The sequence below is a fragment of the Amycolatopsis sp. CA-211722 genome, from assembly GCF_056828465.1.
Map to the genome: position 1 here is coordinate 3083067 of NZ_CP184752.1, position 23901 is coordinate 3106967.

Consider the following 23901-nt stretch of genomic DNA (forward strand, 5'->3'; position numbering starts at 1 on the left):
AGTATTTGCGGGGTGTTGAAGAAGGGGCGGGGACGGATCGGGGTCCGGAACCGCCGGAAGTGCTCAGGCTGGTCGCGGCCTGGCGCGCGTTACTGCGGACGCACGAACCGGACGGGGCCGGACGGTGTGTCGTATGCGGGCACGCGCGGCGATGGCTGTTCGGGCCGCGGCCAGCCGGGTGCCGAACTCTTCCTTGGGGATTTTTCGCCCGACAGCGGCCAGTGGGTCTCTGCACGGTGTGGCAGATCGCCGTGGGGTACTTCGTCCGGAAGTCGCCCGGCGGCGTCGCGTGAGCGCTCTGAGGGGCCGGAAGGCCGCGCGAGTTCCGCGCCCGATGGCCTACTACGCTTCCCGATGTTTCCGAAGCCGGTGTCCTCGGCGTTTGCGAAACGGGAAGCGGAGGGCCTGAGGGCGCGCCAGAGCGTCTTCGCCCGGCGCGCCTTCTCCACGGGTGGAGTCACCGATGCGGTGAAAAGGTGTTGCGTCGAGAGGAAAGCGGAGGCTCGATCAGCCGACGCTCACGCCACGGGCGGCGAGCCACGGGCGCGGGTCGATCTTCTTCGTGCCGTTCTGCCACACCTCGAAGTGCAGGTGCGGGCCGGTGCTCTGACCACGGTTGCCGACCTCGGCGATCTCCTCGCCGCACTTGACCTTCTGGCCTTCGCGGACGGAGAACGAGTTCATGTGGCCGTAGACGTGGATGGTGCCGTCGGCGAGCTGAACCTTGACCCAGAGGCCGAAACCGCTGGCCGGGCCCGCTTCGATGACCGTGCCGTCGGAGGCCGCGACGATCGGCGTGCCGATCGGGGCCGCGATGTCGATGCCGAGGTGGCTCGTGCCCCACCGGGCACCGAAGCCCGAGGTGAAGGTGCCCTTGGCCGGCATGCAGGTCTTGGGGCGCTTGGCCTCTTCTTCGGCCTTGCGGGCCGCTTCGGCCTCACGCTTGACGCGGGCCTGGGTGATGCTGTTGTTCTCCGAGAGCTTCTGAGCTTCGGCGGAGGCGTTGGTCGACTGGCTCGTCGGCAGCAGCTCAGGGGCGCCACCACCGGCTCCGCCACCGAGGGCGAACGAGGCGCTCGCGTCCTGGGTGCTGGCCAGCGGCGTGACGGCGGCGTCGGAGGATTCCGAAACGGACTTCAGGGTCTGCCCGGCAGCGGCGGCCGCGAAGGCGCCGGCAGCGACGGCTGCGACCACGACACGGCCACGAAGGGCCGAGGACGGGGGCGACAGGCGGTGCGAGCCCCGGACGCGGACGACCGCACCATCGAGTGCGTTCTCGAGCGCCGGGGAAGGAGCTTGGCCGCCGGGGGAGCGGTGTGAAGCCAAGACGGGGCCTTCCGTGTTCGGGGAGTCGGATCAAGAGCCCGGGCGGGGGATCCCGGTGAACGACCTCGGGGGTGGTTCGTTCGGTGCTCTCATTCGTGATCTGACTGTAATGGGGACCCCGGGACAGTAACGAAGCGGCACCCCGATCAGCAAGATCTGGCGGCGCTCTCGGCCGATCGGGCGACGGCGATCTGGCCGTTGTCCAGTGAGGATTACCCAAAGTTAGACCAGGTTTACTCACAACCGTGTGACTTGCGTTACAAGATCGGAGGGCCATTCGGGGGTACCGGAGGGCCGGAAAGGAGGCAAACGAGCGAAATAAGCGGTTGCTCGACGGTGTTGAAGGAGGTTTGCCCGGGTTGGGCTTCTTCAGGGGCCGGCCGAGCGCCGGTCGTACCTGGGGTGGCCCCTGCTGGCGGGCCCCGCCGACCCCGGCTTGCTAGCGTCGCCGTCGATGACTTCGCGCTCACGGCACCCTGGCGACTCCGCCGGGCAAGCCGTCCCCGGTACCGCGTCCGCCGAACTTCTCCGGAGCGAACCGGGCGCCCGCCCGCGAGCGCTTCTGCTGTCGGCGGGGCTGGTGTCGGCCGGTTCGGTCGCGCTGGCGGCCGGCGCGCTGCTGCCCGTGATCCAGGGCGGTTCGCCTGGTTTCACCGCCGCCCCCCTGCTGGTCGTGCTGGCTCTGGCGCCCGCCGCCGCCGTGCTCTACGCGGTGGTCACCGGACGGTCGGGGCTCGCGGCGGGCCTGGTGCTCGGGCTCACCGCGCTCGCGCCCGGACGGCTGCTGCTGGATCTGCAGTTGCTCGCCGACGGCTCCCTCGCCGCGCGCCCGGAACTGTTCCTCGCCGACAGGCTGCTCGCGCTGCCTCCGGCGGGGCCGGGGCTGTGGCCGCTGGTGGCGGGCCACCTGCTCACGCTCGCGGCCGGCGCGTTCGCCGCCGGGGCCGCCCGCGACGAGGCGGAACTGGCGGGTGAGCTCGACGGACGGCGTCGCTGGCGGCTGCTCGGACCCGTGCTCGGAGTGGCGGGTGGGGTCGGCCTGCTCCTCGCGCCGTTCGGATCGGGCAACGCGTACCTCCTGGCCAAGAACGCCTTCGAGGGCCCGACCGTCGCGATGGCCGGGTACCTGTTGCTCGCCGCTCTGCTGCCGCTGACCGCGCTCGTGGCGGTGAGTTCGCCCTCGGCCGAGGTCGGCAAGGGCGGATTCGCCGGAGCGGGGCTGGGCGCGCTCGCGGTCGGGATCCCGCCCCTGATCGCGGGATCGGTCGTGGACCGGCTTTCGGTCGCGCCCGGTTCGGTGGTCGTGACCGTCGCGGGTCTGGCGCTGGTGGGGCTCGCCTTCACCCGGTTCGACGTCGCGGAAGCGGGCGAGGCCGCCACCGGTGACCTGGCGGGCGAGGCCAAGCTGCCGGGATTGTTCTGGTGGCGGCTGGCCACCGGCGGCCTGGCGTTGCTCGCCGCCGGAGCCGCGGCGGCGGGTGCGCTGGCTCCGGTGCTGAAGGCCAACGGTCCGACGCCGGTACCCGAGACACCGTCGCGCTGGCTGCTGCTCGGCGCCGCGGTCGTGCTCGCCGTGCCCGCGCTGTTCGTCTTCGTGCCGCGGCTCTCCGCGTTCGCCAGAGGAATCGTCGCGGCCACGTGGGCGGGTGTCGTCCTCGCGGGCGCGGCGGTGCTGAGCGCCGCCCTGTCCGTGACCGAGGACAAAGCGGTGGACCCGGCGCTGTTCGGGGTCGACCTGCCGCTGCCGCTACCGGACAAGGTCGGCTTTTCGGCGGGCCCCGGTGTCACGTGGACGTTCATCGCGCTCGTGCTGGCGGCCGTCGCCGCGCTCGCCGCGGTGATCACCGGAGTCGTGGAGCGCGACGTCTCCGAAGACGACAACGCGGAGCTGGACACCGGCCTGGACGGGACGCGGGCGGGCGGGAACGTGCTCACCCCGCTCGTGGCGGCGGCGGTGCTGGCGATCGTCGCGTTCGGCACGCCGGTGTTCACCGCGCCGGGCTACACCGCTCCCGGGTTGTGGTCGGATTTCGGCGCGGCGTCGTGGGGCCTGCTCGGCGCGCTCGCGGTCGTCCTCGGCCTGTACGCGCTCGTTCCGCGCTCCCGGCCGGCCGCGGCGGCGTCCGCCTTGGCCGGGGCCGCGCTGGTGCTCGGCCTGCGCGCGGCGGAACTCCCGCTCGTCGGCTCTGAGTACGACGGCTCGTCGGCCGGGATCGGGTTCTGGCTCGCGCTCGCCGGCGTCGTCGCCACCCTCGTCACGGCCGGGATGGCCGTCGCTGGCGCACGGCGGGCCGGATGACGCGCCGTCTTCTCCGGGTCGTGCTGGCCGAGTTCGACGTCGAGGAAGGTTCGGCGGTCGCTCTCGGGCGGCTGCTGCGCGACGAAGGCGTCGAGGTGGTCTACGCCGGGCGTCTCGAAACGGTCGGCCAAATGGTCAGCACGGTCGAACAGGAGGATCCGGACATCCTCGGCGTGCTGTGCGGTGCGAGCGAACCGGAAGGGCTGGCCGCCGCGGTCCCCGGCGTTCGGCTCTTCGCGGTCGGTAACGGCCCGAGCGGGTTCGAGAACGTCTTCGAAACCCTGGAAAACGCGGCGAACTGGGTCTCCGGTGTGCGGTCTCACACCGTGGAAACACCGTCTGACCGCGTACGGTGACCGACTTCACCAGGTGCGGAGTCCCCTGCTTCTACGCAGGTCGCTAACCTCGACTGGTCCGACAGCGCGGTCCGGCAACGGACCACCACAGTGGCGTGTCGTCAGGAGACTGGAGTAGTGGACCTCTACGAATACCAGGCGAGGGATCTCTTCGCCGCCCACGGAGTACCGGTTCTGCCGGGTGCCGTGGCAAACACCCCCGAAGAAGCCAAGGCCACCGCCGAGAAGATCGGCAACCAGGTCGTCATCAAGGCCCAGGTCAAGACCGGCGGCCGCGGCAAGGCGGGCGGCGTCAAGCTGGCCCAGACGCCGGATGAGGCCGCCGAGAAGGCCGAGGCGATCCTCGGCCTGGACATCAAGGGCCACATCACGCGTCGCGTGCTGGTGGCCGAAGCCTCGGACATTTCCGAGGAGTACTACTTCTCCTTCCTGCTGGACCGTGCGAACCGCACCTTCCTCGCGATGGCTTCCGCCGAAGGCGGCGTGGAGATCGAGCAGCTGGCCGTCGAGCGTCCCGAAGCGCTCGCGAAGATCCCGGTCGACGCGATCGCCGGTGTCGACAAGGCGAAGGCCGTCGAGATCCTGACCGCGGGCAAGTTCCCGGAGAAGGTCGTCGACGAGGCCGCCGACGTCGTCGTGAAGCTCTGGGAGACCTTCGTCTCCGAGGACGCCACGCTGGTCGAGGTCAACCCGCTGGTCCGTGACCCGCAGGACAAGATCATCGCCCTCGACGGCAAGGTCACCCTCGACGAGAACGCCTCGTTCCGTCAGCCGGGCCACGAGGCCCTGGTCGACAAGGACGCGGAGAACCCGCTCGAGGCGAAGGCCAAGGCCAAGGACCTCAACTACGTCAAGCTCGACGGCGAGGTCGGCATCATCGGCAACGGCGCGGGCCTCGTGATGTCCACGCTGGACGTCGTGGCGTACGCGGGCGAGAAGCACGGCGGCGTCAAGCCGGCCAACTTCCTCGACATCGGCGGCGGCGCTTCGGCCGAGGTCATGGCGGCCGGTCTGGACGTCATCCTCAACGACACCGACGTGAAGAGCGTCTTCGTCAACGTCTTCGGTGGCATCACCGCTTGCGACGCCGTCGCGAACGGCATCGTCGAAGCGCTGAAGATCCTGGGCGACGAGGCCACCAAGCCGCTCGTCGTGCGGCTGGACGGCAACAACGTCGTCGAAGGACGTCAGATCCTCGCCGACGCGAACCACCCGCTCGTCACCGTGGTGGACACAATGGACAACGCGGCCGACAAGGCCGCCGAGCTCGCCGCGGCAGGTGCGTGAGATGTCGATCTTCATCAACGAGAACAGCAAGGTCATCGTCCAGGGGCTCACCGGCTCCGAGGGCATGAAGCACGCGACCAAGATGCTGAAGTCCGGCACGAACATCGTGGGTGGCGTCAACGCCCGCAAGGCCGGCCAGACCGTCTCCATCGAGGGCAAGGACCTCACCGTGTTCGGCACGGTCGAGGAGGCCATCAAGGAGACCGGCGCCGACGTTTCGGTCATCTTCGTGCCGCCGAAGTTCGCCAAGGACGCGGTCATCGAGGCGATCGACGCCGAGATCCCGCTCGCCGTGGTGATCACCGAGGGCATCCCGGTGCACGACTCCGCCTACTTCTGGGCGCACGCGGTCGCGACCGGCAACAAGACCCGCATCATCGGGCCGAACTGCCCCGGCGTGATCAGCCCGGGCAAGTCGAACGCGGGCATCATCCCGGCCGACATCACCGGTGCCGGCCCGATCGGTCTCGTGTCGAAGTCGGGCACGCTGACCTACCAGATGATGTACGAGCTGCGTGACATCGGTTTCTCGACCGGTGTCGGCATCGGCGGCGACCCGGTCATCGGCACGACGCACATCGACGCCCTCGAGGCGTTCGAGGCCGACCCCGAGACCAAGGTCATCGTGATGATCGGCGAGATCGGCGGCGACGCCGAAGAGCGCGCCGCGGCCTACATCAAGGACAACGTGACGAAGCCGGTCGTCGGCTACGTCGCGGGCTTCACCGCGCCCGAGGGCAAGACCATGGGCCACGCCGGCGCCATCGTCTCCGGTTCCTCCGGCACGGCCGCCGCGAAGAAGGAGGCCCTCGAGGCCGCCGGCGTCAAGGTCGGGAAGACCCCGAGCGAGACCGCCGTCCTGGCGCGCGAGCTGTACAACAGCCTCTGATCTGCGGAGACTGACGCTTTCCCCGGCGGGCCGGGCACCCTCACCGGTGCCCGGCCCGCCTCTTTGCGCCCCGGATCGCGATTAGGGGGCTAAACGCAGGTGCGCCCCCGACCTGCGTTTCGCGGGCTAAACGCGATCGGGCGGCCGACCTGCGTTTCGCGGGCTAAACGCGATCGGGCGGCCGACCTGCGTTTCGCGGGCTAAACGCGATCAGGGGGCCGCGTCGCCTTTCGCCCCCTAATCGCGATCCGGTCGTCGTCGAGGGGTTCCGCCGGGAACCTGACCGGGTGTAGAGACGTCTCAGAGCCCGAGGCGTGGGGTGTCCGCGTGTGCGCTAGCGTTCGAGCATCACAGCCGCCTCGTTTGTCCCGGGAGTCCCGCGCGCCCCGGGGTGCCGGTCGAACGACAGGAGAGCATTCGGATGTCCTATCCCAGCGGTGGGCCCGGCTACCCCCAGCAGGGTGGCGGCCAGCAACACCCCAACCCCGGCTCGGGAGCCTTTCCGCAGCAGCAGGCGCCGTCACCGGCCGCCCCGCTGAACCTGGCGTTGCTGCTCGCGCTCGCCGTCGCCGTCCTCGGCCTGGTGCAGTTCTTCATCGGCTTCTCGGACGAGGCCGACGCCGCCGGGCAGGTCTCGCTCTTCCTGCTGGTCAGCGGTCTGCTCGCGGGGTTGCACGCGCTGCCGCGCGGCCCGAAGACGCTGCCGTTCGCCGCGTTGTTCAGTGTCCTCGGCGCGTTCGGCGGCCTGGACCTGATCATCGGCTACGGGAGCGGCCGTGAGGACGTCTCGGTCCCCGGCATCCTCACCGTGGTGCTGATCCTCGGCATCCTGCAGATGCTCGTCGCGGTCGCCGCGCTGCTGTTCGAGCACGACGTCATCAAGCTGCCCGCCGCGAAACCGCAGCAGCAGGCGCCGCAGGCCCCGTACAGCCAGCAGTTCCCGCAGCAGGGCCCGCAGGGTCCGTTCGGCCAGCAGGGCCAGCAGGGGCCGGCCGCCACGCAGGTCCAGCCGTTCCCCGCCGCCGGCCAGCAGGGCCAGCAGCCGGGTGAGCAGTCGGGCCCGTTCTCGCAGCCGGGCGGGTTCCAGCCGCCGGTCACGCAGCCGCCGGGCCAGCAGGCCACGACGTACGCGCCGCAGCAGGGCCAGTTCTTCCAGCAGCCGCCGTCCTCCTCTTCCTCGGAGTCGGGCCAGAACCCGGGCACGCCGCCCGGCGGTTTCGGCCAGCAGAGCTGACCTTCCCGAACCGAAAACACCCGCTGTGACTCTCCGTGTCACAGCGGGTGTTTTTCTTGTCCGGGTTACCCGACCGGGTGGGTTGGGCCACGTGCCCCGGCCGGCGGCGGCGTGCCTCACCCGGACGGCCCAGTCCGGATGTCATGGTGCGATTCATGAAGCTGCTCACCCGCGACGAACGCCCGCCGGGCGAAGAGCCGGTGAGCGACCTCGTCCCCGAGCTGGAGGTCTCCAGGGCGAAGCGGGTTCGTGTGTTGCTCGCGGCGGCCTGCTCGCCCCTGTTGTTCTCCTTCACCGCCGTCGCGGCCGTTCTCGCGATGGTTTCGTTCGCCGCCGATCGGTCCCGCTTCTCCGCCACCGGCGCCGTGCTCGCCGCCGGCCCCGGTTGGCTCGCCTCGTGGCAGGTGGAACTCGACCTCGGCGGTCATCCGCTCGGCGTCCTGCCCCTGCTGCCGACGCTCCTCGTCGGCTGGCTCGTGGCGAGGGCGGCCGCGCGCGCCGTCCGCCGGACCGGCGGACGGACTCCGGCGGACGCCGTTCCGGTGGTGACGGTGATCGCCGGAGCCCACGCCGTGGCCGGTGTGCTCGTCGCCCTGCTGACGGGCGGATCGCCGGTCGACGTGAACCCGCTGACCGCCTTCTGCGTGCCGGGCCTCCTCGCCGGAATCGCCGCCATCGCGGGGGTCGCCAGGAGCTGTGGGCTGCCCGCCGTGGTGCGGGAGCGGTTCGACCCGGTGGCCGTCCAAGGATTGCGGGCGGGTGCGCTCGGCCTCGCCGCGTTGATCGCCTGTGGCGCCGTGGTGTTCACCGCGGCCACCGCGTTCTCCTGGTCCACTGTGGACAGTTTGTTCGAGCCGGGGTTCGGGGCGAGCTTCGGCCTGTTCCTGCTTTCCGTCGCCTACCTGCCGAACGCGGTCGTCGCCGCGCTGTCGTTCACCAGCGGGCCGGGTTTCTCGGTCGGTTCACTGACCGTCGGCATGTTCGGCTACCAGGAAGGGCAGCTGCCGGGGGTGCCGGTGCTGGCGGGGGTCCCGTCGCACCATGCCGTCTGGTGGCCCGCGTTGCTGCTCCTGCCCGCGCTGGTCGGCGCGTTGGTCGGCTGGCGGCTCCGCGCGATCGACGAGGACCCGATGCTGCGGATGCGGGCGATCGCCGTCGCGGGCGCGCTCGTCGCGTTCGGCTGCGTCATCCTCGGGACCCTTTCCGGCGGCAGGCTCGGCGACGGTCCGTTCGACCCGGTCAGCGTGCCGGTCGGGGTCGCTTCCGTGATCGCTTTCTGCTGGATCGTCGTTCCCGGCGGCTTCGTCGCGTTCTTCACCGGACCGCACGAGGCCCCCGAACCCCCGGGTGAACCCGACGTCGAAGACCTCGCCGAGGTCGAGGAAGACACCGAGGAACCGGTGGAGGACGCCGAGGAGGCCTTGGCGGACCCCGAAGCCGAACCCGAGCCCGAAGCCGAAGCGGAGCCGGAACCCGAGCCCGAAGCGGAGCCGGAACCCGAGCCGGAATCCGAGCCCGAGCCCGACGATGGCGACGATGACGCTGTGACCGACTCCACCGAGGGGTCCGGCGACGAAAGCGCCCCCGGTGACGACCGTTAGGGTTGTCGCGACCAGGTGAAGCGCCGTACGCCCGAGTGCGTACCGCCGTGGCAAGGAGCCCGTTCTGGCTAGTCGGTTGGACCTGCCCACTCCGGTGAAGCTCGTCGTCCTCGCGTCCGGTTCCGGCACGCTGCTGCAAGCCGTGCTCGACGCCGTCGAAAAGCCGAACTTCCCGGCGAAGGTGGTCGCCGTCGGAGCGGACCGCACCGGGGTCGCGGCGCTGACCAGGGCCGAACGCGCCGGCGTGCCGTCGTTCACCGTGCGGATGGCCGATCACCCGGATCGTGCGGCGTGGGACAAGGCGATCACCGAAGCCGTCGCCGCCTACCAGCCGGATCTGGTCGTCTCGGCGGGGTTCATGAAGATCCTCGGCGCCGAATTCCTCGCGCGGTTCCCTGGCCGCGTGATCAACACACATCCGGCGTTGCTGCCGTCGTTCCCCGGCGCGCACGCCGTGGCCGACGCGCTGGCGATGGCCGTCAAGGTCACCGGGTCGACGGTCCATTTCGTCGACGCCGGAGTCGACACCGGGCCGATCATCGCGCAGGAGCCGGTGATCGTGGAGCCCGACGACGACGAGCACGTCCTGCACGAGCGGATCAAGGCCGTGGAACGCAGGCTCCTGGTGGAAACGATCGAAAAACTCGGCCGGAGCGGGTGCGCGGTCGAGGGACGAAAGGTGAGGTTTTCGTGAGTACCGCACAGGGACAGCGTCCCGTCCGGCGCGCGCTGATCGGCGTCTCCGACAAGGCCGGCCTGCTCGAACTCGCCACCGGGCTGCACGCGGCGGGTGTCGAGATCGTGTCGACCGGCGGCACGGCGAAGGTCATCGCGAACACCGGGGTGCCGGTGACGCCGGTCGAAGAGGTCACCGGGTTCCCGGAGTCCCTCGACGGCCGGGTCAAGACGCTGCACCCGCGCGTGCACGCCGGTCTGCTCGCCGACCGTGACCGTCCGGAGCACGTCGAGCAGCTCAAGCAGCTCGACATCGCGCCGTTCGACCTGCTCGTGGTCAACCTGTACCCGTTCACGCAGACCGTCGCCTCGGGCGCGAGCCCGGAAGACTGTGTCGAGAACATCGACATCGGCGGCCCGGCGATGGTGCGCGCCGCGGCGAAGAACCACAACAGCGTCGCCGTCGTGGTCGACCCGTCCCGCTACGAGTGGGTGCTGGAGCGCGTCGCCGCGGGCGGTTTCGAACTGGCCGACCGCAAGCGGCTCGCCGCGCAGGCCTACGCGCACACGGCGGCGTACGACACCGCGGTCGCCTCGTGGTTCGCGAACGTCTACGCGCCCGCGGACGACTCCGGCTTCCCGGACTTCACCGGCGCTTCGTGGGAGCGCGGCGACGTGCTGCGCTACGGCGAGAACCCGCACCAGAAGGCCGCGCTGTACAAGCACTGGCGGCCGGGCCTCGCGCACGCCGAACAGCTGCACGGCAAGGCCATGTCGTACAACAACTACGTCGACACCGACGCCGCGCGCCGCGCCGCCTACGACTTCGAGGCCCCGGCCGTCGCGATCATCAAGCACGCCAACCCGTGTGGGATCGCGGTCGGCGAGGACATCGCCGAGGCGCACCGGAAGGCGCACGCGTGCGACCCGGTCTCGGCCTACGGCGGGGTGATCGCGACCAACCGGCCGGTGAGCCGCGAGGCCGCCGAGCAGATCTCCGAGGTGTTCACCGAGGTCGTCCTGGCGCCGGACTTCGACGCCGAGGCGCTGGAGATTCTGCAGCGCAAGAAGAACGTGCGGCTGCTGAAGCTGCCCGCGATCACGTCGCCGGATCCGATCGAGTTCCGGCCGATCTCCGGCGGCATGCTGGTGCAGACCGTCGACACGATCGCCGCCGAGGGCGACGACCCGGCGAACTGGACCTTGGCGACCGGCGCGCCCGCCGACGAGCGGACGCTGGCCGATCTCGAGTTCGCGTGGCGTTCGCTGCGCGCGGTGAAGTCGAACGCGATCCTGCTGGCGAACGACGGCGCGACCGTCGGCGTCGGCATGGGCCAGGTCAACCGGGTCGACTCCTCGCGGCTCGCGGTGTCGCGTGCGGGCGACCGGGCGAAGGGCTCCGTCGCCGCGTCGGACGCCTTCTTCCCGTTCCCGGACGGGCTCGAGGTGCTGCTGGAGGCCGGCGTCCGCGCCGTCGTCCAGCCGGGCGGCTCGATCCGCGACGCCGAGGTCATCGCGGCCGCCGAGGCCGCCGGGGTCACCCTGTACCTCACAGGCACGCGCCACTTCGCCCACTGACGCCGACCTGCGTTTAGCGGGCTAACCGCGATCCGGGCCCGGACCTGCGTTTAGCCCCCTAATCGCGATCTGAGGGGGACTCGGATGTATCAGGGACCTCCGCCGCCGTGGGTGGCGGAGAAGGCAAGGAAGAAACGCCGCGTCGTCCTGATCCTGGTGATGGTCGCGGTGCTGGTACTGCTTGTCGGCGGTGGCGTCACCGGGGGCATCTTCGCGTCGAAGTACTACAAGTCGACAGGGGCGGCGCCGATGTCGACTCCGGCCCCGCCGGAGTGCGAGGCCTTGCGGCCGACAATGGACCGCCTCGGTGTCCCGAATCTCGCCGAGGTCCAGGTCAGCCCACCGTCCGCGGCCGCCACGTCGTCGAAGCTCACCGCGTGCACTTGGCGGCCGACGCCCGCCGAGCACATCCGCTATCGATCTCTTTACGTCTCGGTCAATGTCTTCACCGGACCTGAGGCCGAGCAGCGGGCGAGCGACTTCACCCCACCGGCGACGGGCGAGGTCGTCCCGCTGCCGGAGATCTCGGACCGGGCATGGTTCCGGATCGAGCGGTCCGGCACCGCGCACAGCAGGGCGGAGCTGTGGGCGCAGCGTGGCAAGGTCCAGGTCCAGGTCATGTACTCGGCCAAGGACAAGGGCTTCTTCACGGACGAGCGCGTGCCGGCCGACGTGCTCTCCGGCGAGGCCGAGACCGTTGCCATGGCGGCCTTCGATTCGGCGCGCTGACCACCGGAGACCCGCGCTGTCGACCGTCGTGCCATGCTGACCGCGGATGACGTTTAGCCCGCGAAACGCAGGTCCGGGCGCGCGTCGCCTTTAGCGGGCTAAACGCGACGCGGACGTAGCGAATCGGTAGGGGAGGATCGGTGCACCAGCCGCCGCAGGGGTACGGCCAGGGGCCGGGTTACGGCCCGCAACCTGGGCAGGGGTACGGGCAGCAGCCGGGTTACGGTCCGCCCCAGCCCGGGTACGGCCCGCCGCCCGGATACGGTCCGCCCGGTTACGGGCCGCCGCCCAAGAAGAAAAAGACCGGGCTGATCGTCGGCCTGATCGTGGGTGGCGTGGTCCTTCTCGGGCTGGGCATCCCCGGCGGGATCTTCGCGTCCGAGTACTACTCGTCGGTCGGCAAGGCCCCGGTCTCGCAGCAGCCGCCCGCCGAGTGCGCCCTCTCGCCGGAGATCCTGAACAAGACGTTCACCAGCAGCTTCCAGGGCGTCCGCGACAACGAGATCAAAGCGGGCGACATCGTCACCAAGCAGCAGGGCTGTTCCTGGCTGCCGCCGGAGAGCGACAACGTCCACGACCGTGCCCTCCAGGTCACGGTGTATCGCTACGAGGGGCGGGACGCCGAGAAGCGGGCGTCGGAGTCGTCCACCGGGTCGGCCGCGCCGTCCGAGCGTCAGCAGCAGGTGCAGGGTATCGGGGAGAAGGCGGTTCTCGTCTCCCTCGACACCGACAGCGCCTTCAGCGGCGCGGAGCTGCGGGTCATCCAGGGCGTGCACGTCGTCATCGTCACCTACAAGGGATGGGACAAAGGGTTCTTCACGAACTCGCCGATCCCGCCCGCGGAGTCCGCCGAAGTGGCGAAGTCCGTGGGCGCGGAGCTCGTGAAGAACCTGCCCCGCTAGGCGTACAGGCCGTCCAGCCAGGCTGTCCACGCCTGCTCGGCTTCGTCCGCGTCGGCGTCTTCGGCGAACAGGTGGTGTCCGATGCCGACGGGCCAGCCCCAGACGTTCCGGCCGTAGAAGCGGTACAGCGCGTCTTCGGTCCGGACGCCGATGAAGGCCGGCGTCAGGTAGTCGACGACACCCTCGACGCCGGGGACGTCGAGGTACACCCGGTCACCCACGGCCTTCGCGCCTATCGCCGCCCGGACGACCTCGAATGCCTCCGGGGTCGTCGACGCTTCGGATGCGTCGGCCTTGAAGTACTTCGCCTGACGGCGGTTGAAGTGCGTCAGATACTCGCCCAGCGAGTGGTAGTAGAACGACGTGTGCTGCTCGCACGCGTCGTGTTCGACGTCCCAGTCGTCGAGGACGGTGGTGTGCTCGAAGCGCAGGTAGGTGCCCCCGTCCTTCGGTTCGAGGACGTATTCGAGCGTGTTGAACCAGCCGTTTTCGTCTTCCGCGTAGGTGACGAAGCGCTGTGACGGCTTCCAGACGGTGACCATGCCGCCGTCGGGGGTGAGGCCGGATTCGGCGCCGCCGTCGCGGGGTTCGTAGTGGATCGGCCAGAGCCAGCCGCCGCTGTCCTTGGTGATCGCTGCCCAGGTGTCCGCGGGTGTGGTGGGGAGGAAGCCCTCGAAGCGGACCTCGGATTCCTTCGCCATGACTCGTCCTCTCTCTTCTGTCTTCACTAGAGCGACGCCTGGCCAGGGGCACTTTCGACAACCGGATCGCGTTTAGCCCGCTAAAGGCGATGTGACACAGGTCACATTTTGGAGTGTCGAAGTGCGCAGGGCAGAGGCGTCCCCGGGGTGTCCGCGAAGACGGTGACCGAGGAGAGAGACATGCGTCAGCACACGATCGACGAGATCCTGAACCGCCCGCTCAGCCAGGAGCTCCTGGCGCGCGACTTGGCCCGCCTGGCCTACACCGCGCTCGACGGCACGCCGCGGGCGATCCCGATCGGCATCCACTGGAACGGCCGGGAGATCGTCATGTGCACCCCGACGAACGCCCAGAAGCTCCCCGCGCTGCGCCGCGACCCCGCCGTGGCGCTGACGATCGACACCGAATCCCATCCGCCGAAGATCCTGCTCCTCCGCGGCACGGTCGAGCTGGATCAGGTGGACGGCATCCCCGACGAGTACCTGCAGTGGAGCGGCACCTACGAGATGACGCCCGAGCAGCGGGCCGAGTGGGAGGAAAGCGTGCGGTCGCTCTACGACGGCATGGTCCGTGTCGTGCTGACCCCGACCTGGGTCAAGCTCATCGACTTCGAGACCACGCTGCCCTCCGCCGTCGAGGAGCTCATCCGCCGCAAGAGTGAGCTCGTACGCCGCGAAGCGTAGACGAGAAGCCGCGTCTGGACGGATTCCCGCGAAGCCTCGCGCTGCCAGCCTTTCCGCCATGACAATGACAGGAATCCTGGCCGCCGCGCTGATCGTCACCGGCGCGCCCGCCATCGTGACCGACGACGTCCGCGTGCACACCGGAGTGATCGACGGCGCCCCGTACCGGGTCGAGGTGCCGCCGAACTGGAACGGCAGATTGCTGCTGTACAACCACGGCATCTACCCGCCGGGCTACGTGCCCGAGGAGATCGAGCTCGCCAACCGGAAAGAGGCGAAACCCGTTCTCCTCGGCGAGGGTTACGCGCTGGCCGCGTCGCTCTACAGCAAGCCGAGCGGTTTCTCGGCCCGCGAGGCCGTCCATGACCAGACGGCGTTGCTGTCCTGGTTCGACCGCACCGTCGGCCGTCCGGAGCAGGTGCTCACCTGGGGCGCTTCGGGCGGCGGGCTCAACGCGGTCCTGTTGTCCGAGCGGCTTCCGCACCGGATCGACGGCGTGCTGGCGATGTGCGGCCCCGTCGCGGGCGGTTCCGCTCTGTTCGGTCAGGCGCTCGACCTGGGGTTCACGGTCCGGACGCTGCTGGCGCCGGAACTGGAGGTCGCTCGTATCGCCGACCCTGGGGCGAACCTCGCGAACGCCCGTCAGGTGGTCGCCAAGGCGCTGGAATCACCCGATGGACGGGCGCGGCTCGCCCTCGCCAACGCGTTCGCCGACGTCCCCGGCTGGTCGACGGCGCACCATCCCCGGTCCGCCGACGTCGCCGCGCAGATCCGTCAGCAGACGGAGTTCGTCCTGGCCGTCTACGACCAGCTCGCCTGGGGCGCGCACCGGACCGACCTGGAGGCGCGGGTAGGCGGGAACCCGATCGGGAACATCGGCGTGGACTACCGCGACGTGCTCGCCCGGTCCAGTGAACGTGACCTCGTGAAACAGGCCTACCGTGCGGCCGGCCTCGACCTCGGCGCCGACTTGGCCGCGCTCGCCGCCGCGCCCCGGGTCGAGGCCGACCACGCCGCCGCCCGATGGCTCACCCGCGTCGGGACGCCGTCCGGACGTGGCCGGTCGCCCGTCGTCACGCTGCACCCCATCGGCGACGGCGTCGCCCCCGAACACGAGCGGACCTACGGCGACCGCGTCGATCCCGGCCGGATCCGGCAGCTGTTCGTGAACCGGGGCGGCCACTGCCAGCACACCGCCGCGGAGGAACTGACGGCGCTGCGCGTGCTGCGGGACCGCGTCGAGACCGGTCACTGGCCGTCGACGTCACCGGAACGGCTGAACGCCGAGGCGGACCGGTTCGGCCCGGAGTTCCGCTTCCTCTACGACTGGCTGCACGGTGAAGGCGGCACCGCCGCAGCCGCGTTCCGGCGGCACCACCCGGCCCCGCTTCCTCGCTAGGGCTGGTCGCGGAACCGGTCCGTCGCCTCCAGCAACGCGGCCAGGATGCCGGGCTCGTCGTACACGTGCCCGGCGTCCGGCACGATCACCAGCTCCGATTCCGGCCATGCCTTGTGCAGGTCCCACGCGGACACCGCGGGTGTGGCGAGGTCGTACCGCCCCTGGACGATCACGCCTGGGATGTCCTTCAGCACGGCGGCGTTTCGGATCAGCTGTCCCTCTTCGAGCCACCCGTTGTGCACGAAATAGTGGTTCTCGATACGCGCGAACGCCAGCGCGTACTCCGGTACGGCGAAATCCGCCACCATTTCGGGCCGGGGGAGCAGCGTCACCGTCGCTCCCTCCCAGGTGCTCCACGCGACGGCGGCGGGCCCGTGCACCGCGGGGTCGGGGTCGGCGAGCAGCTTCGCGTACAGCTCGACGGGATCGCCGTCGAGCCCGGCGATCGGCGCCGTGAACTTCTCCCACAGATCCGGGAAGACGTTCGCCGCGCCGGCGCCCCGGTAGTACCAGTCCACTTCGGACGAACGCATCGTGAAGACTCCGCGCAGCACCAGTTCCGACACCCGTCCCGGGTGCTTCTCGGCGTACGCCAGCGCCAGCGTCGATCCCCAGGACCCGCCGAACACCTGCCACCGGGAGATGCCCAGCGACTCCCGCAGGCGTTCCATGTCTTCGACGAGATGCCAGGTCGTGTTCGACGAGAGATCGCCCGACACCGAAGCGTGCGGCAGCGACCGCCCGCATCCGCGCTGGTCGAACAGGACGATCCGGTAGGCGGACGGGTCGAACAGCCGGCGGTGCGACGGCGAGCAGCCGCCGCCGGGTCCGCCGTGCAGGAACACCACCGGTTTTCCGTCGGGATTCCCGCATTCCTCCCAGTACACGAGGTTGCCGTCACCGGTGTCCAGATGGCCTGACGCGTGGGGCTCGATCTCCGGGTACATGGGCCCATCGTCGGATACTCGGAGCGGATCCCGGCGGTCGGCCCCGGCTCGCTTGACAACCGCTGCGCCACCCGGTCTACTGGAGGTATCGAACAAGCGTTCGAAGTGCCGCCTTCCCCGTGGCACGCCGGTGCCGTCCACAAAGGACGGTCTAGGTGTCGTGGGGAGGCGAGGTCCGGTGACAGCGGAGGTGGTCGAGGCGCGGGCCTTGCCGTTGGCGAGGCTGGCGGCTTTGCCAGGAGTGAGCACGGCCAGTGGCGTGGCTTCCGTGGCCGAACACGCGAGGACGACGGGAAGGGTGCTCCCGGTGTCCCCGGCGTTGTCCGGTCTGCTGCCCGCCGCGGGGCTCCGGCGCGGGAGCACCGTTTCGGTGCTGGGGTCCACGTCACTGATGCTCACCCTGCTGGCCGCCGCGACCGCCGGCGGTGCGTGGGCGGTCGCGGTCGGCCTGCCCGCGCTCGGGGTGGTCGCCGCCGCGGAACTCGGGGTCGAGGTGGGCAGGCTGGCGCTGGTCCCCCGTCCCGGTGCCGAGTTCCCGGCGGTGACCGCGGCCCTGCTCGACGGTTTCGACCTCGTGGTCGTCGGTCCGGGGCTCGCCCGGCCCGACGTGGCGAGAAGGCTGTCCGCCCGCGCGCGCAACCGCGGTTCGGTGCTGCTTTCGCTGGGCTCCTGGCCCGGTGCCGAGGTCGAGCTGAGCTGTCGTCGCTCGCGCTGGACGGGCTTCGAGGGCGGTGGCGCGGGCTACCTGCGCACCCGTGAGGTGGAAGTACGGGCGGGCGGCCGGGGCGCGGCCGCCCGGCCGATGTCGGCCTTGCTGCGGTTTCCCGGCCAGGGCGAGGTCGAGCGAGCGGACTTCCCCGCGACCAGGTGGGGGACGGCGTGAACCTGCCTGTGCGCATGCTGGTGCTGTGGTGCCCGGACTGGCCCGCGGTCGCCGCCGCGGCCGTCGCGGGCGAACCCGTCGGCCGTCCCGCCGCGGTCTTCTCGGCGAACCGCGTGGTCGCCTGCACCGCGGTGGCCAGGGGATACGGCGTCCGTCGCGGGATGCGGCGGCGCGAGGCCCAGTCCTGCTGCCCGGAGCTGGCGGTCTTCGGCGAGGACGACGGTCGTGACGCCCGGCTCTTCGAGTCCGTCGCACGGGCGGTGGAGGAGCTGGCCGTCGGGGTCGAGGTGGTGCGCCCGGGGATCGTCGCCGTCCCGGTCGACGGCGCGGCCGGGTACTTCGGCGGTGAGCACGGCCTGCTCGAAAGGCTGGTGGACGAGGTGTCCGTGGCGGCGGGAGTGGAAAGCCAGGTCGGCGTCGCCGACGGCCTGTTCGCCGCGACGCTCGCCGCCCGCCGTTCGGCGCTGGTCGAACCCGGTGGCACGGCGGAGTTCCTGGCCCCGTTGCCCATCCGCGAGCTCGATCAGCCCGAGGCGGGCCGGGCTGAGCTGGTCACCCTGCTCAAACAGCTCGGCCTGCACACGCTGGGCGCCTTCGCCGCCCTCGACGAAAGCGACGTCTCCGCGCGCTTCGGGGCGGAGGGTGTGCTCGCGCACAGGCTGGCGCGAGGACGGTCCGAGCGGCCGCCGTCGCGTCGGCGGCCGCCACCGGAACTCTCCCTCGCGAAGGCGTTCGACCCGCCGATCGACCGGGTCGACGCCGCCGCGTTCGTGGCGAAAGGGCTCGGTGAACGGTTCCACGCCGGGCTCGCCGCACACGGGCTGGCCTGCACCCGGCTCGGTATCTACGCCACCACGGAGACCGGTGAACAGCTCGGCCGGGTGTGGCGCTGCGCCGAGCCCCTGACCCCGCTCGGCGTCGCGGACAGGGTGCGCTGGCAGTTCGAAGGCTGGCTGAAAGCCAAGGACCGCCCCCATTCCGGAGTCGTGCGGTTGCGGCTGGAGCCGGAGGAGACGGTCGAAGGACGGTCGCTGCAGCTCGGGTTGTGGCAGGCGGGCGCGACGGGTGTGCTGCGACCGTCCACAGAGGACGAAGGACTGTCCGGTGAGCGGGCGGGCCGCGCGCTGGTGCGGGTGCAGGGGCTGCTCGGCCCGGAGAGCGTCTTCACCGCGGTGCTCGACGGTGGTCGCGGTCCCGCCGAGCGGGTCCGGCTGGTGCCGTGGGGTGACAGGCGGGAGAAATCGGCGCAGGCGGACGCGAACTGGGCCGGGCGGCTTCCGTCGCCCTCCCCGGCGACGGTGTTCGCCCGCCCGGTGCCCGCTCAGGTGCTGGACGAGAACGGGCGCGTCGTGGAGATCACCGCGCGACGCCGGGTCACCGCCGCGCCGTTCCTCGTGAGTTTCGAGGGCGGTGAGCCGCGCGAGGTGATCGCCTGGGCCGGGCCGTGGTTCGTCGGTGTCCGGGCCGGGGCGGGGCACGCCCGGTCGGGGACCCGGATGCGGTTGCAGGTGCTGCTGGCCGACGGGCAGGACGCAGAAGAGGCGGTGCTGCTGCGCTTCGAGCATCACAAGAATCCGATGTGGACACTGGAAGGGAAGTACGACTGACCATGGACGAGGAGTACACGCGGCTGGTGCGACGCTGGCTGGAAGAGCCGGCCATCCCGGTACAGCGTGCCGAGCTGGACACCGCTTGGGCGGCGTGCGTGCCGCGCGCGGAAGTGTTCGTTCCCGCGCCGAGAAGCTCGACCGAGAACCGGTGACCGATGGGCTGGAACAATCCTCCGCGGCCGTGGAAGGATCTCGCCCGCGAGCTCGCGGGCGAGGTACCGCCCGGCGACGGCGGTGACAGCCCCGCCTGGAGTGCCAAGCGGCAGGGCTACCAGCGGCCCGCGGATCTCGCCGGGCTGATCGGTGACGACGACGGCGCCACCGCGCGCCGGGTGCCGTACGCCGAGCTGCACTGTCATTCGAACTTCAGCTTCCTCGACGGGGCGAGCCATCCCGAGGAGCTGGTGGAGGAGGCGGCGCGGCTGGGCCTGGACGCGATCGCGCTCACCGATCACGACGGCATGTACGGCGTGGTGCGCTTCGCCGAAGCGGCGAGGGAGCTGGGCGTGCACACCGTCTTCGGCACGGAGCTCAGTTTCGGGCTGTCCGGGCCGCAGAACGGATTCGCCGATCCCGAGGGCGAGCATCTGCTCCTGCTGGCCAAGCAACAGGACGGGTACCTGAGCCTGAACCGGGCGATCACCGCCGGCCAGCTGTACGGTTTCGACAGGCAGTCGTTGTCCCCCAAGGAAAGGGCGGAGAAGGGCAGGCCGGTCTACGATCTGCGCGCGGTCGCCGAAGAGGTACGCGGGAAGTGCGTGGTGCTCACCGGGTGCCGTAAGGGCGCGGTGCGCAAGGCGCTCGTCACCGAAGGCCCCGCCGCGGCCGTCGTGCGGCTGAAGGAACTCATCGACTGCTTCGGCCGGGACAACGTCTACGTCGAACTCATCGACCACAGCCTCCCCCTGGACAGCACCCACAACGACCTGCTGAGCGAGATGGCCGAAGAGTTCGGCCTGCCGACGGTGGCGACCACGGCCGCGCACTACGCCCGGCCGGAGCGGGCACCGCTCGTCGACGCGCTCAGCGCCGTCCGCGCCAGGCGGGGCCTGGAGGACATGGAGGGCTGGCTGCCCGCCGCGGGGACGGCGTTCCTGCGGTCGGGGGAGGAGATGGCCGAGATCTTCGAGCGATACCCGGGCGCGGTGCAGCGGGCGGCGCTGCTCGGCCGGGAGTGCGCGTTCGAACTCCACCACATCCAGCCGGAACTGCCACCGTTCGAGGTGCCGCGGGGGCACGCCACCGAAGCGTCCTACTTGCGTTACCTCACCAACGAAGGCGCGAAAGAGCACGAGAAGAACAAAGACGAGGAATACCGCGAAAAGGCCCGCAAGCTGATCGACCACGAACTGGACATCATCGAAGAGCTGGGTTTCCCCGGCTACTTCCTGATCGTCTGGGACATCGTGAACTTCTGCCGGGAGAACAAGATCCTCTGTCAGGGCCGGGGATCGGCCGCGAACTCGGCCGTCTGCTACGCGCTCGGCATCACCAAGGTCGACGCCGTGCGCTACGGCCTGCTCTTCGAACGGTTCCTCGCGCCGGATCGCGACGGCTACCCGGACATCGACCTCGACATCGAATCCGATCGCCGCGAGGAGGCGATCCAGTACGTCTACGAAAAGTACGGGCGGCTGAACACCGCGCAGGTCGCGAACGTGATCACCTACCGGGCACGGTCCGCGGTCCGGGACGCGGCGCGGGCGCTCGGCTACACGCCCGGCCAGCAGGACGCGTGGAGCAAACAGATCGACCGCTGGGGAGCGTTGCGGGCCACGGAGAAGGACCACGATCACGACATCCCGGAAGAGGTCGTGGAGCTGGCCTGCGCGCTCGAAGACTTCCCGCGGCATCTGGGTATCCACTCCGGCGGAATGGTGATCTGCAAGCAGCCGGTGAGCGAAGTCGTCCCGATCGAATGGGCCCGCATGGAGAACCGCAGTGTCGTGCAGTGGGAGAAGGACGACTGCGCCGCCGCGGGGCTGGTCAAATTCGATCTGCTCGGGCTCGGGATGTTGTCGGCCCTGCACTACATGATCGATCTGGTCCGTGACCACAAGGGAGAAGAGGTCGACATCTCCGAATTGGACCTCACGGATCAGAACATCTACGAAATGCTCTGCCGCGCCGACGCGATCGGTGTCTTCCAGGTGGAGAGCCGTGCGCAGCTGGCCACGCTGCCCCGCTTGCGCCCCAGGGAATTCTACGATCTGGCGGTCGAGGTAGCGCTCATCCGGCCCGGCCCGATCCAGGGTGGATCGGTGCATCCCTACATCCGGCGCAAGAACGGCCAGGAGAAATGGGATTTCGACCATCCGAAACTGGCCAACGCGCTGGGGAAGACCCTCGGTGTCCCGTTGTTCCAGGAACAGATGATGCAGATCGCCCTCGACATCGCCGATTTCACGCCGGCGGAGGCGGATCAGCTGCGGCACGCCATGGGGGCGAAACGGTCCGAACAGAAAATGGAGCGGCTCAAACGCCGTTTCCTCGAAGGCGCCGCGAAGAACGACGTCGAAGGCGAGCTCGCCGAGAAGATCTTCGGCAAGCTCAAGGCGTTCGCGAATTTCGGCTTCCCGGAGAGTCACGCGCTGAGCTTCGCCCTGTTGGTGTTCGCGAGCGCGTACTTCAAGTACTACCACCCGGACGCGTTCCTGGCGGGTTTGCTGCGCGCGCAGCCGATGGGGTTCTACTCACCGCAGTCGCTGGTCGCCGACGCGCGGCGGCACGGGGTGCGTGTGCTCGGCCCGGACATCAACGCGAGCCTTCCGCACGCGACGCTGGAACCCTTGCCGGAAGGGGGAAAGCAGCTCGCCGTGCGGGGCGGCCTGTCCACCGTGCGGATGATCGGCGAGAACCTGGCGAAGAAGATCGTCGAGGAACGGGAGAGCGGGGGCCCGTTCGCGGATCTGCCGGAGGTCGCCCGACGGGTGCGGCTGACCAGGCCGCAGGTCGAGGCGCTGGCCGCGGCCGGTGCCTTCGGCTGCTTCGGTGAGAGCAGGCGAAGCGCGCTCTGGGCGGCGGGCGCGGTCGCCGACGAAAGCCCGGAGAAGCTGCCAGGGCTCATCACCGGGGCCAAGGCGCCGATGTTGCCGGGAATGGACGAGATCGACGTCGCGGCCGCGGACGTCTGGGCCACCGGGGTGTCGCCGGACAGCTTCCCGACCCAGTTCATCCGGGAGCACCTCGACGAACTCGGCGTCGTCACGGCGGCGGGCCTGCGTGGGATCCCGCATGGCACGCACGTGCTGACCGGCGGCGCGGTCACCCATCGCCAGCGGCCGGCGACCGCGGGCGGGGTCACCTTCATGAACCTCGAAGACGAGACGGGGATGATCAACGTGATCTGCACGATGGGGGTGTGGCAGCGCTATCACCGGGTCGCTCGCGGCAGCCCCGCGCTGCTGGTCCGGGGTGTGGTCGAGCGCACCGGAGAGGTGGTGAACGTCCTCGCCGAACAGATCCGGCACCTGCCGTTGCGGATCACCGCCAAGTCCCGTGACTTCCGCTGAACCCTCTTGACGATCATCAGTGCGTCGTGCTGAAGTGTTTCCAGCGTCGCAGTGCACCCGGCAAAGAGACCGTCGCGGGCATGGAGGCGCCGGACCATGGGAAATCATGGAAACCCCTTCTCGGACGAACGGCCGGTTGACGGCGTTCGGAAATCAACTCGTTCAGGTTCACAACTGGCTGCGTAAAGAGCTGGCCCTGCTGCACGACGACCTCGGGTCGGTCGCGGAGGGGCGTGCCGAGCGGCTGCGCGATCTCCGCGCGCATTGCCTCACCTTCTGCTCGGCGCTGACCAGGCATCACACCGGGGAAGACGGTGGCGCTTTCCTTGTGCTGGCGGACAAATTCCCCGAATTGCGGCCTTCGCTCGAAGAGCTCGCGCACGACCACGAGATCATGACTGGGATCATCGAACGGCTCGAAGAGCTGGTCGGCGGTGTCGGTCCCGGGTCGAGCCCGGACGAGATCCTTTTCGTCCAACGGGAACTGGACGGCCTCACGGCGATCATGGAGACGCATTTCCGTTACGAGGAGAAGCGGATCGTCGAGGTGCTCAACTCACTGGACATGCCGGAGTGGCAGGAGTCGACGCCGCCTTTCCTGCTGAGTTCGCATTAGGACACGATCTGTCCTATACGGGATCTAGCGTTCTTCTCATCGCACCCGACGACCGAGGAGAACCCCGATGACCAACCCGATCCCCGACGGCTACCACTCGGTCACCCCGTGGATCATCTCGCGTGACACCGCGGGCGTGATCGACTTCCTCAAGCGCGTCTTCGACGCCGAGCCCATCGGCGAACCGGTGTACGTCGAAGGCGGGAAGATCGGGCACGCGGAAGTCCGGATCGGCGACTCGGTGGTCATGCTGTTCGACTCGCGGGACCACTGGGTCGACACTCCGGCGTACCTGCGGCTCTACGTCGAAGACAGCGTCGAGACGCAGCGCCGGGCGATCGAGGCGGGCGCCGAAGAGGTCACGAAGCAGACCGAACTGTTCTTCGGTGATCGCGTCGGCCGGGTTCTCGACCCGTTCGGCAACCTCTGGTGGATCCAGACCCGGCTGGTCGACCTCGACTATCCGGAGATGGAGCGCCGGATGAACGATCCGAAGTTCATCGAGGCCATGCGCTACGTCTCCGGCACGGAGATCATTCCCAGTCGCTGAAGTCGGTAGGGTGGCGATAGCGACGCGGAGGTGAGCCGGTGGATCGCCACCCACTCCGGGGCAACCCCGGGGAGTACGAACTCAGCGAGACAAGGCGCCCCGCGCGAGCGCGGCATGCTCCGC

General features: G+C 69.9%; 21 protein-coding genes. 18 read left to right on the forward strand and 3 right to left on the reverse strand.

Annotated features, from left to right (window positions below; translation table 11 throughout):
• Positions 1-507: 507 nt before the first annotated feature.
• Positions 508-1194 (reverse strand): M23 family metallopeptidase, encoded by a 687-nt coding sequence (locus ACOCEP_RS15200; RefSeq protein WP_126736643.1) that lies wholly within the window; start codon positions 1192-1194, stop codon positions 508-510.
• A gap of 586 nt (positions 1195-1780) precedes the next feature.
• Between ACOCEP_RS15200 and ACOCEP_RS15205 the strand changes: the two genes are divergently transcribed.
• The 10 genes from ACOCEP_RS15205 (at position 1781) to ACOCEP_RS15250 (ending at position 12876) form a co-directional block, all read left to right on the forward strand.
• Positions 1781-3625, forward strand: a complete 1845-nt coding sequence (locus ACOCEP_RS15205; RefSeq protein WP_482337884.1) for a hypothetical protein — start codon at positions 1781-1783, stop codon at positions 3623-3625.
• Positions 3622-3981, forward strand: a complete 360-nt coding sequence (locus tag ACOCEP_RS15210) for a hypothetical protein (RefSeq protein WP_482337886.1) — start codon at positions 3622-3624, stop codon at positions 3979-3981. The genes ACOCEP_RS15205 and ACOCEP_RS15210 overlap by 4 nt, the downstream gene beginning before the upstream one ends.
• A gap of 117 nt (positions 3982-4098) precedes the next feature.
• Positions 4099-5268, forward strand: a complete 1170-nt coding sequence (gene sucC, locus ACOCEP_RS15215; protein ID WP_126736646.1) for an ADP-forming succinate--CoA ligase subunit beta — start codon at positions 4099-4101, stop codon at positions 5266-5268.
• A 1-nt stretch (position 5269) separates the two neighbouring features.
• The gene (gene sucD / locus ACOCEP_RS15220; protein WP_005165134.1) at positions 5270-6157 is read left to right on the forward strand and encodes a succinate--CoA ligase subunit alpha; all 888 of its coding nucleotides are present in this window, start codon (positions 5270-5272) and stop codon (positions 6155-6157) included.
• Positions 6158-6578: 421 nt separating this feature from the next.
• Positions 6579-7391 carry a DUF5336 domain-containing protein gene (locus tag ACOCEP_RS15225; RefSeq protein WP_482337888.1) on the forward strand — a complete coding sequence of 271 codons (813 nt, stop codon included), beginning with the start codon at positions 6579-6581 and terminating at the stop codon, positions 7389-7391.
• Between the two features lie 143 nt (positions 7392-7534).
• Complete coding sequence (locus ACOCEP_RS15230; protein ID WP_482337889.1) at positions 7535-8992, forward strand: cell division protein PerM; 1458 nt, start codon at positions 7535-7537, stop codon at positions 8990-8992.
• 76 nt (positions 8993-9068) lie between these two features.
• On the forward strand, positions 9069-9686 hold the full coding sequence (gene purN / locus ACOCEP_RS15235) for a phosphoribosylglycinamide formyltransferase (RefSeq protein WP_482337891.1): 618 nt from the start codon (positions 9069-9071) through the stop codon (positions 9684-9686).
• Complete coding sequence (purH, locus tag ACOCEP_RS15240; protein ID WP_482337892.1) at positions 9683-11245, forward strand: bifunctional phosphoribosylaminoimidazolecarboxamide formyltransferase/IMP cyclohydrolase; 1563 nt, start codon at positions 9683-9685, stop codon at positions 11243-11245. Before purN ends, purH begins: the two co-directional genes overlap by 4 nt.
• A gap of 84 nt (positions 11246-11329) precedes the next feature.
• Positions 11330-11974 (forward strand): hypothetical protein, encoded by a 645-nt coding sequence (locus tag ACOCEP_RS15245; protein WP_482337893.1) that lies wholly within the window; start codon positions 11330-11332, stop codon positions 11972-11974.
• A 140-nt stretch (positions 11975-12114) separates the two neighbouring features.
• Positions 12115-12876 (forward strand): hypothetical protein, encoded by a 762-nt coding sequence (locus ACOCEP_RS15250; protein ID WP_482337895.1) that lies wholly within the window; start codon positions 12115-12117, stop codon positions 12874-12876.
• On the opposite strand, the gene ACOCEP_RS15255 is transcribed toward ACOCEP_RS15250, so the two are convergent.
• Positions 12873-13577, reverse strand: coding sequence for an SRPBCC family protein (locus ACOCEP_RS15255; protein WP_482337896.1), 705 nt, complete (start codon positions 13575-13577; stop codon positions 12873-12875). The two genes, ACOCEP_RS15250 and ACOCEP_RS15255, sit on opposite strands and share 4 nt — an antisense overlap.
• A 180-nt stretch (positions 13578-13757) precedes the next feature.
• Between ACOCEP_RS15255 and ACOCEP_RS15260 the strand changes: the two genes are divergently transcribed.
• Both ACOCEP_RS15260 and ACOCEP_RS15265 read left to right on the forward strand, forming a co-directional pair.
• Positions 13758-14261 (forward strand): pyridoxamine 5'-phosphate oxidase family protein, encoded by a 504-nt coding sequence (locus tag ACOCEP_RS15260; RefSeq protein WP_482337897.1) that lies wholly within the window; start codon positions 13758-13760, stop codon positions 14259-14261.
• Between the two features lie 58 nt (positions 14262-14319).
• Positions 14320-15660: a hypothetical protein gene (locus ACOCEP_RS15265; protein WP_482337898.1), complete on the forward strand. Its 1341-nt coding sequence runs from the start codon at positions 14320-14322 to the stop codon at positions 15658-15660.
• Here ACOCEP_RS15265 and pip read toward each other — a convergent pair.
• Complete coding sequence (pip, locus tag ACOCEP_RS15270; protein WP_482337900.1) at positions 15657-16607, reverse strand: prolyl aminopeptidase; 951 nt, start codon at positions 16605-16607, stop codon at positions 15657-15659. The two genes, ACOCEP_RS15265 and pip, sit on opposite strands and share 4 nt — an antisense overlap.
• A 208-nt stretch (positions 16608-16815) precedes the next feature.
• On the opposite strand from pip, the gene ACOCEP_RS15275 reads away from it, so the two are divergent.
• The 6 genes from ACOCEP_RS15275 (at position 16816) to ACOCEP_RS15300 (ending at position 23778) form a co-directional block, all read left to right on the forward strand.
• The gene (locus ACOCEP_RS15275) at positions 16816-17490 is read left to right on the forward strand and encodes a hypothetical protein (protein WP_482339722.1); all 675 of its coding nucleotides are present in this window, start codon (positions 16816-16818) and stop codon (positions 17488-17490) included.
• 14 nt (positions 17491-17504) lie between these two features.
• Entirely contained in the window at positions 17505-19097 is a 1593-nt protein-coding gene (locus ACOCEP_RS15280) for a DNA polymerase Y family protein (RefSeq protein WP_482339723.1), read from the forward strand.
• A 2-nt stretch (positions 19098-19099) separates the two neighbouring features.
• Complete coding sequence (locus ACOCEP_RS15285) at positions 19100-19252, forward strand: hypothetical protein (protein WP_167373507.1); 153 nt, start codon at positions 19100-19102, stop codon at positions 19250-19252.
• A gap of 3 nt (positions 19253-19255) precedes the next feature.
• Positions 19256-22612 (forward strand): error-prone DNA polymerase, encoded by a 3357-nt coding sequence (locus tag ACOCEP_RS15290; RefSeq protein WP_482337902.1) that lies wholly within the window; start codon positions 19256-19258, stop codon positions 22610-22612.
• A gap of 106 nt (positions 22613-22718) precedes the next feature.
• Positions 22719-23228 (forward strand): hemerythrin domain-containing protein, encoded by a 510-nt coding sequence (locus tag ACOCEP_RS15295; protein WP_482337903.1) that lies wholly within the window; start codon positions 22719-22721, stop codon positions 23226-23228.
• 67 nt (positions 23229-23295) lie between these two features.
• Positions 23296-23778, forward strand: a complete 483-nt coding sequence (locus ACOCEP_RS15300; protein WP_482337904.1) for a VOC family protein — start codon at positions 23296-23298, stop codon at positions 23776-23778.
• Positions 23779-23901: the final 123 nt, after the last annotated feature.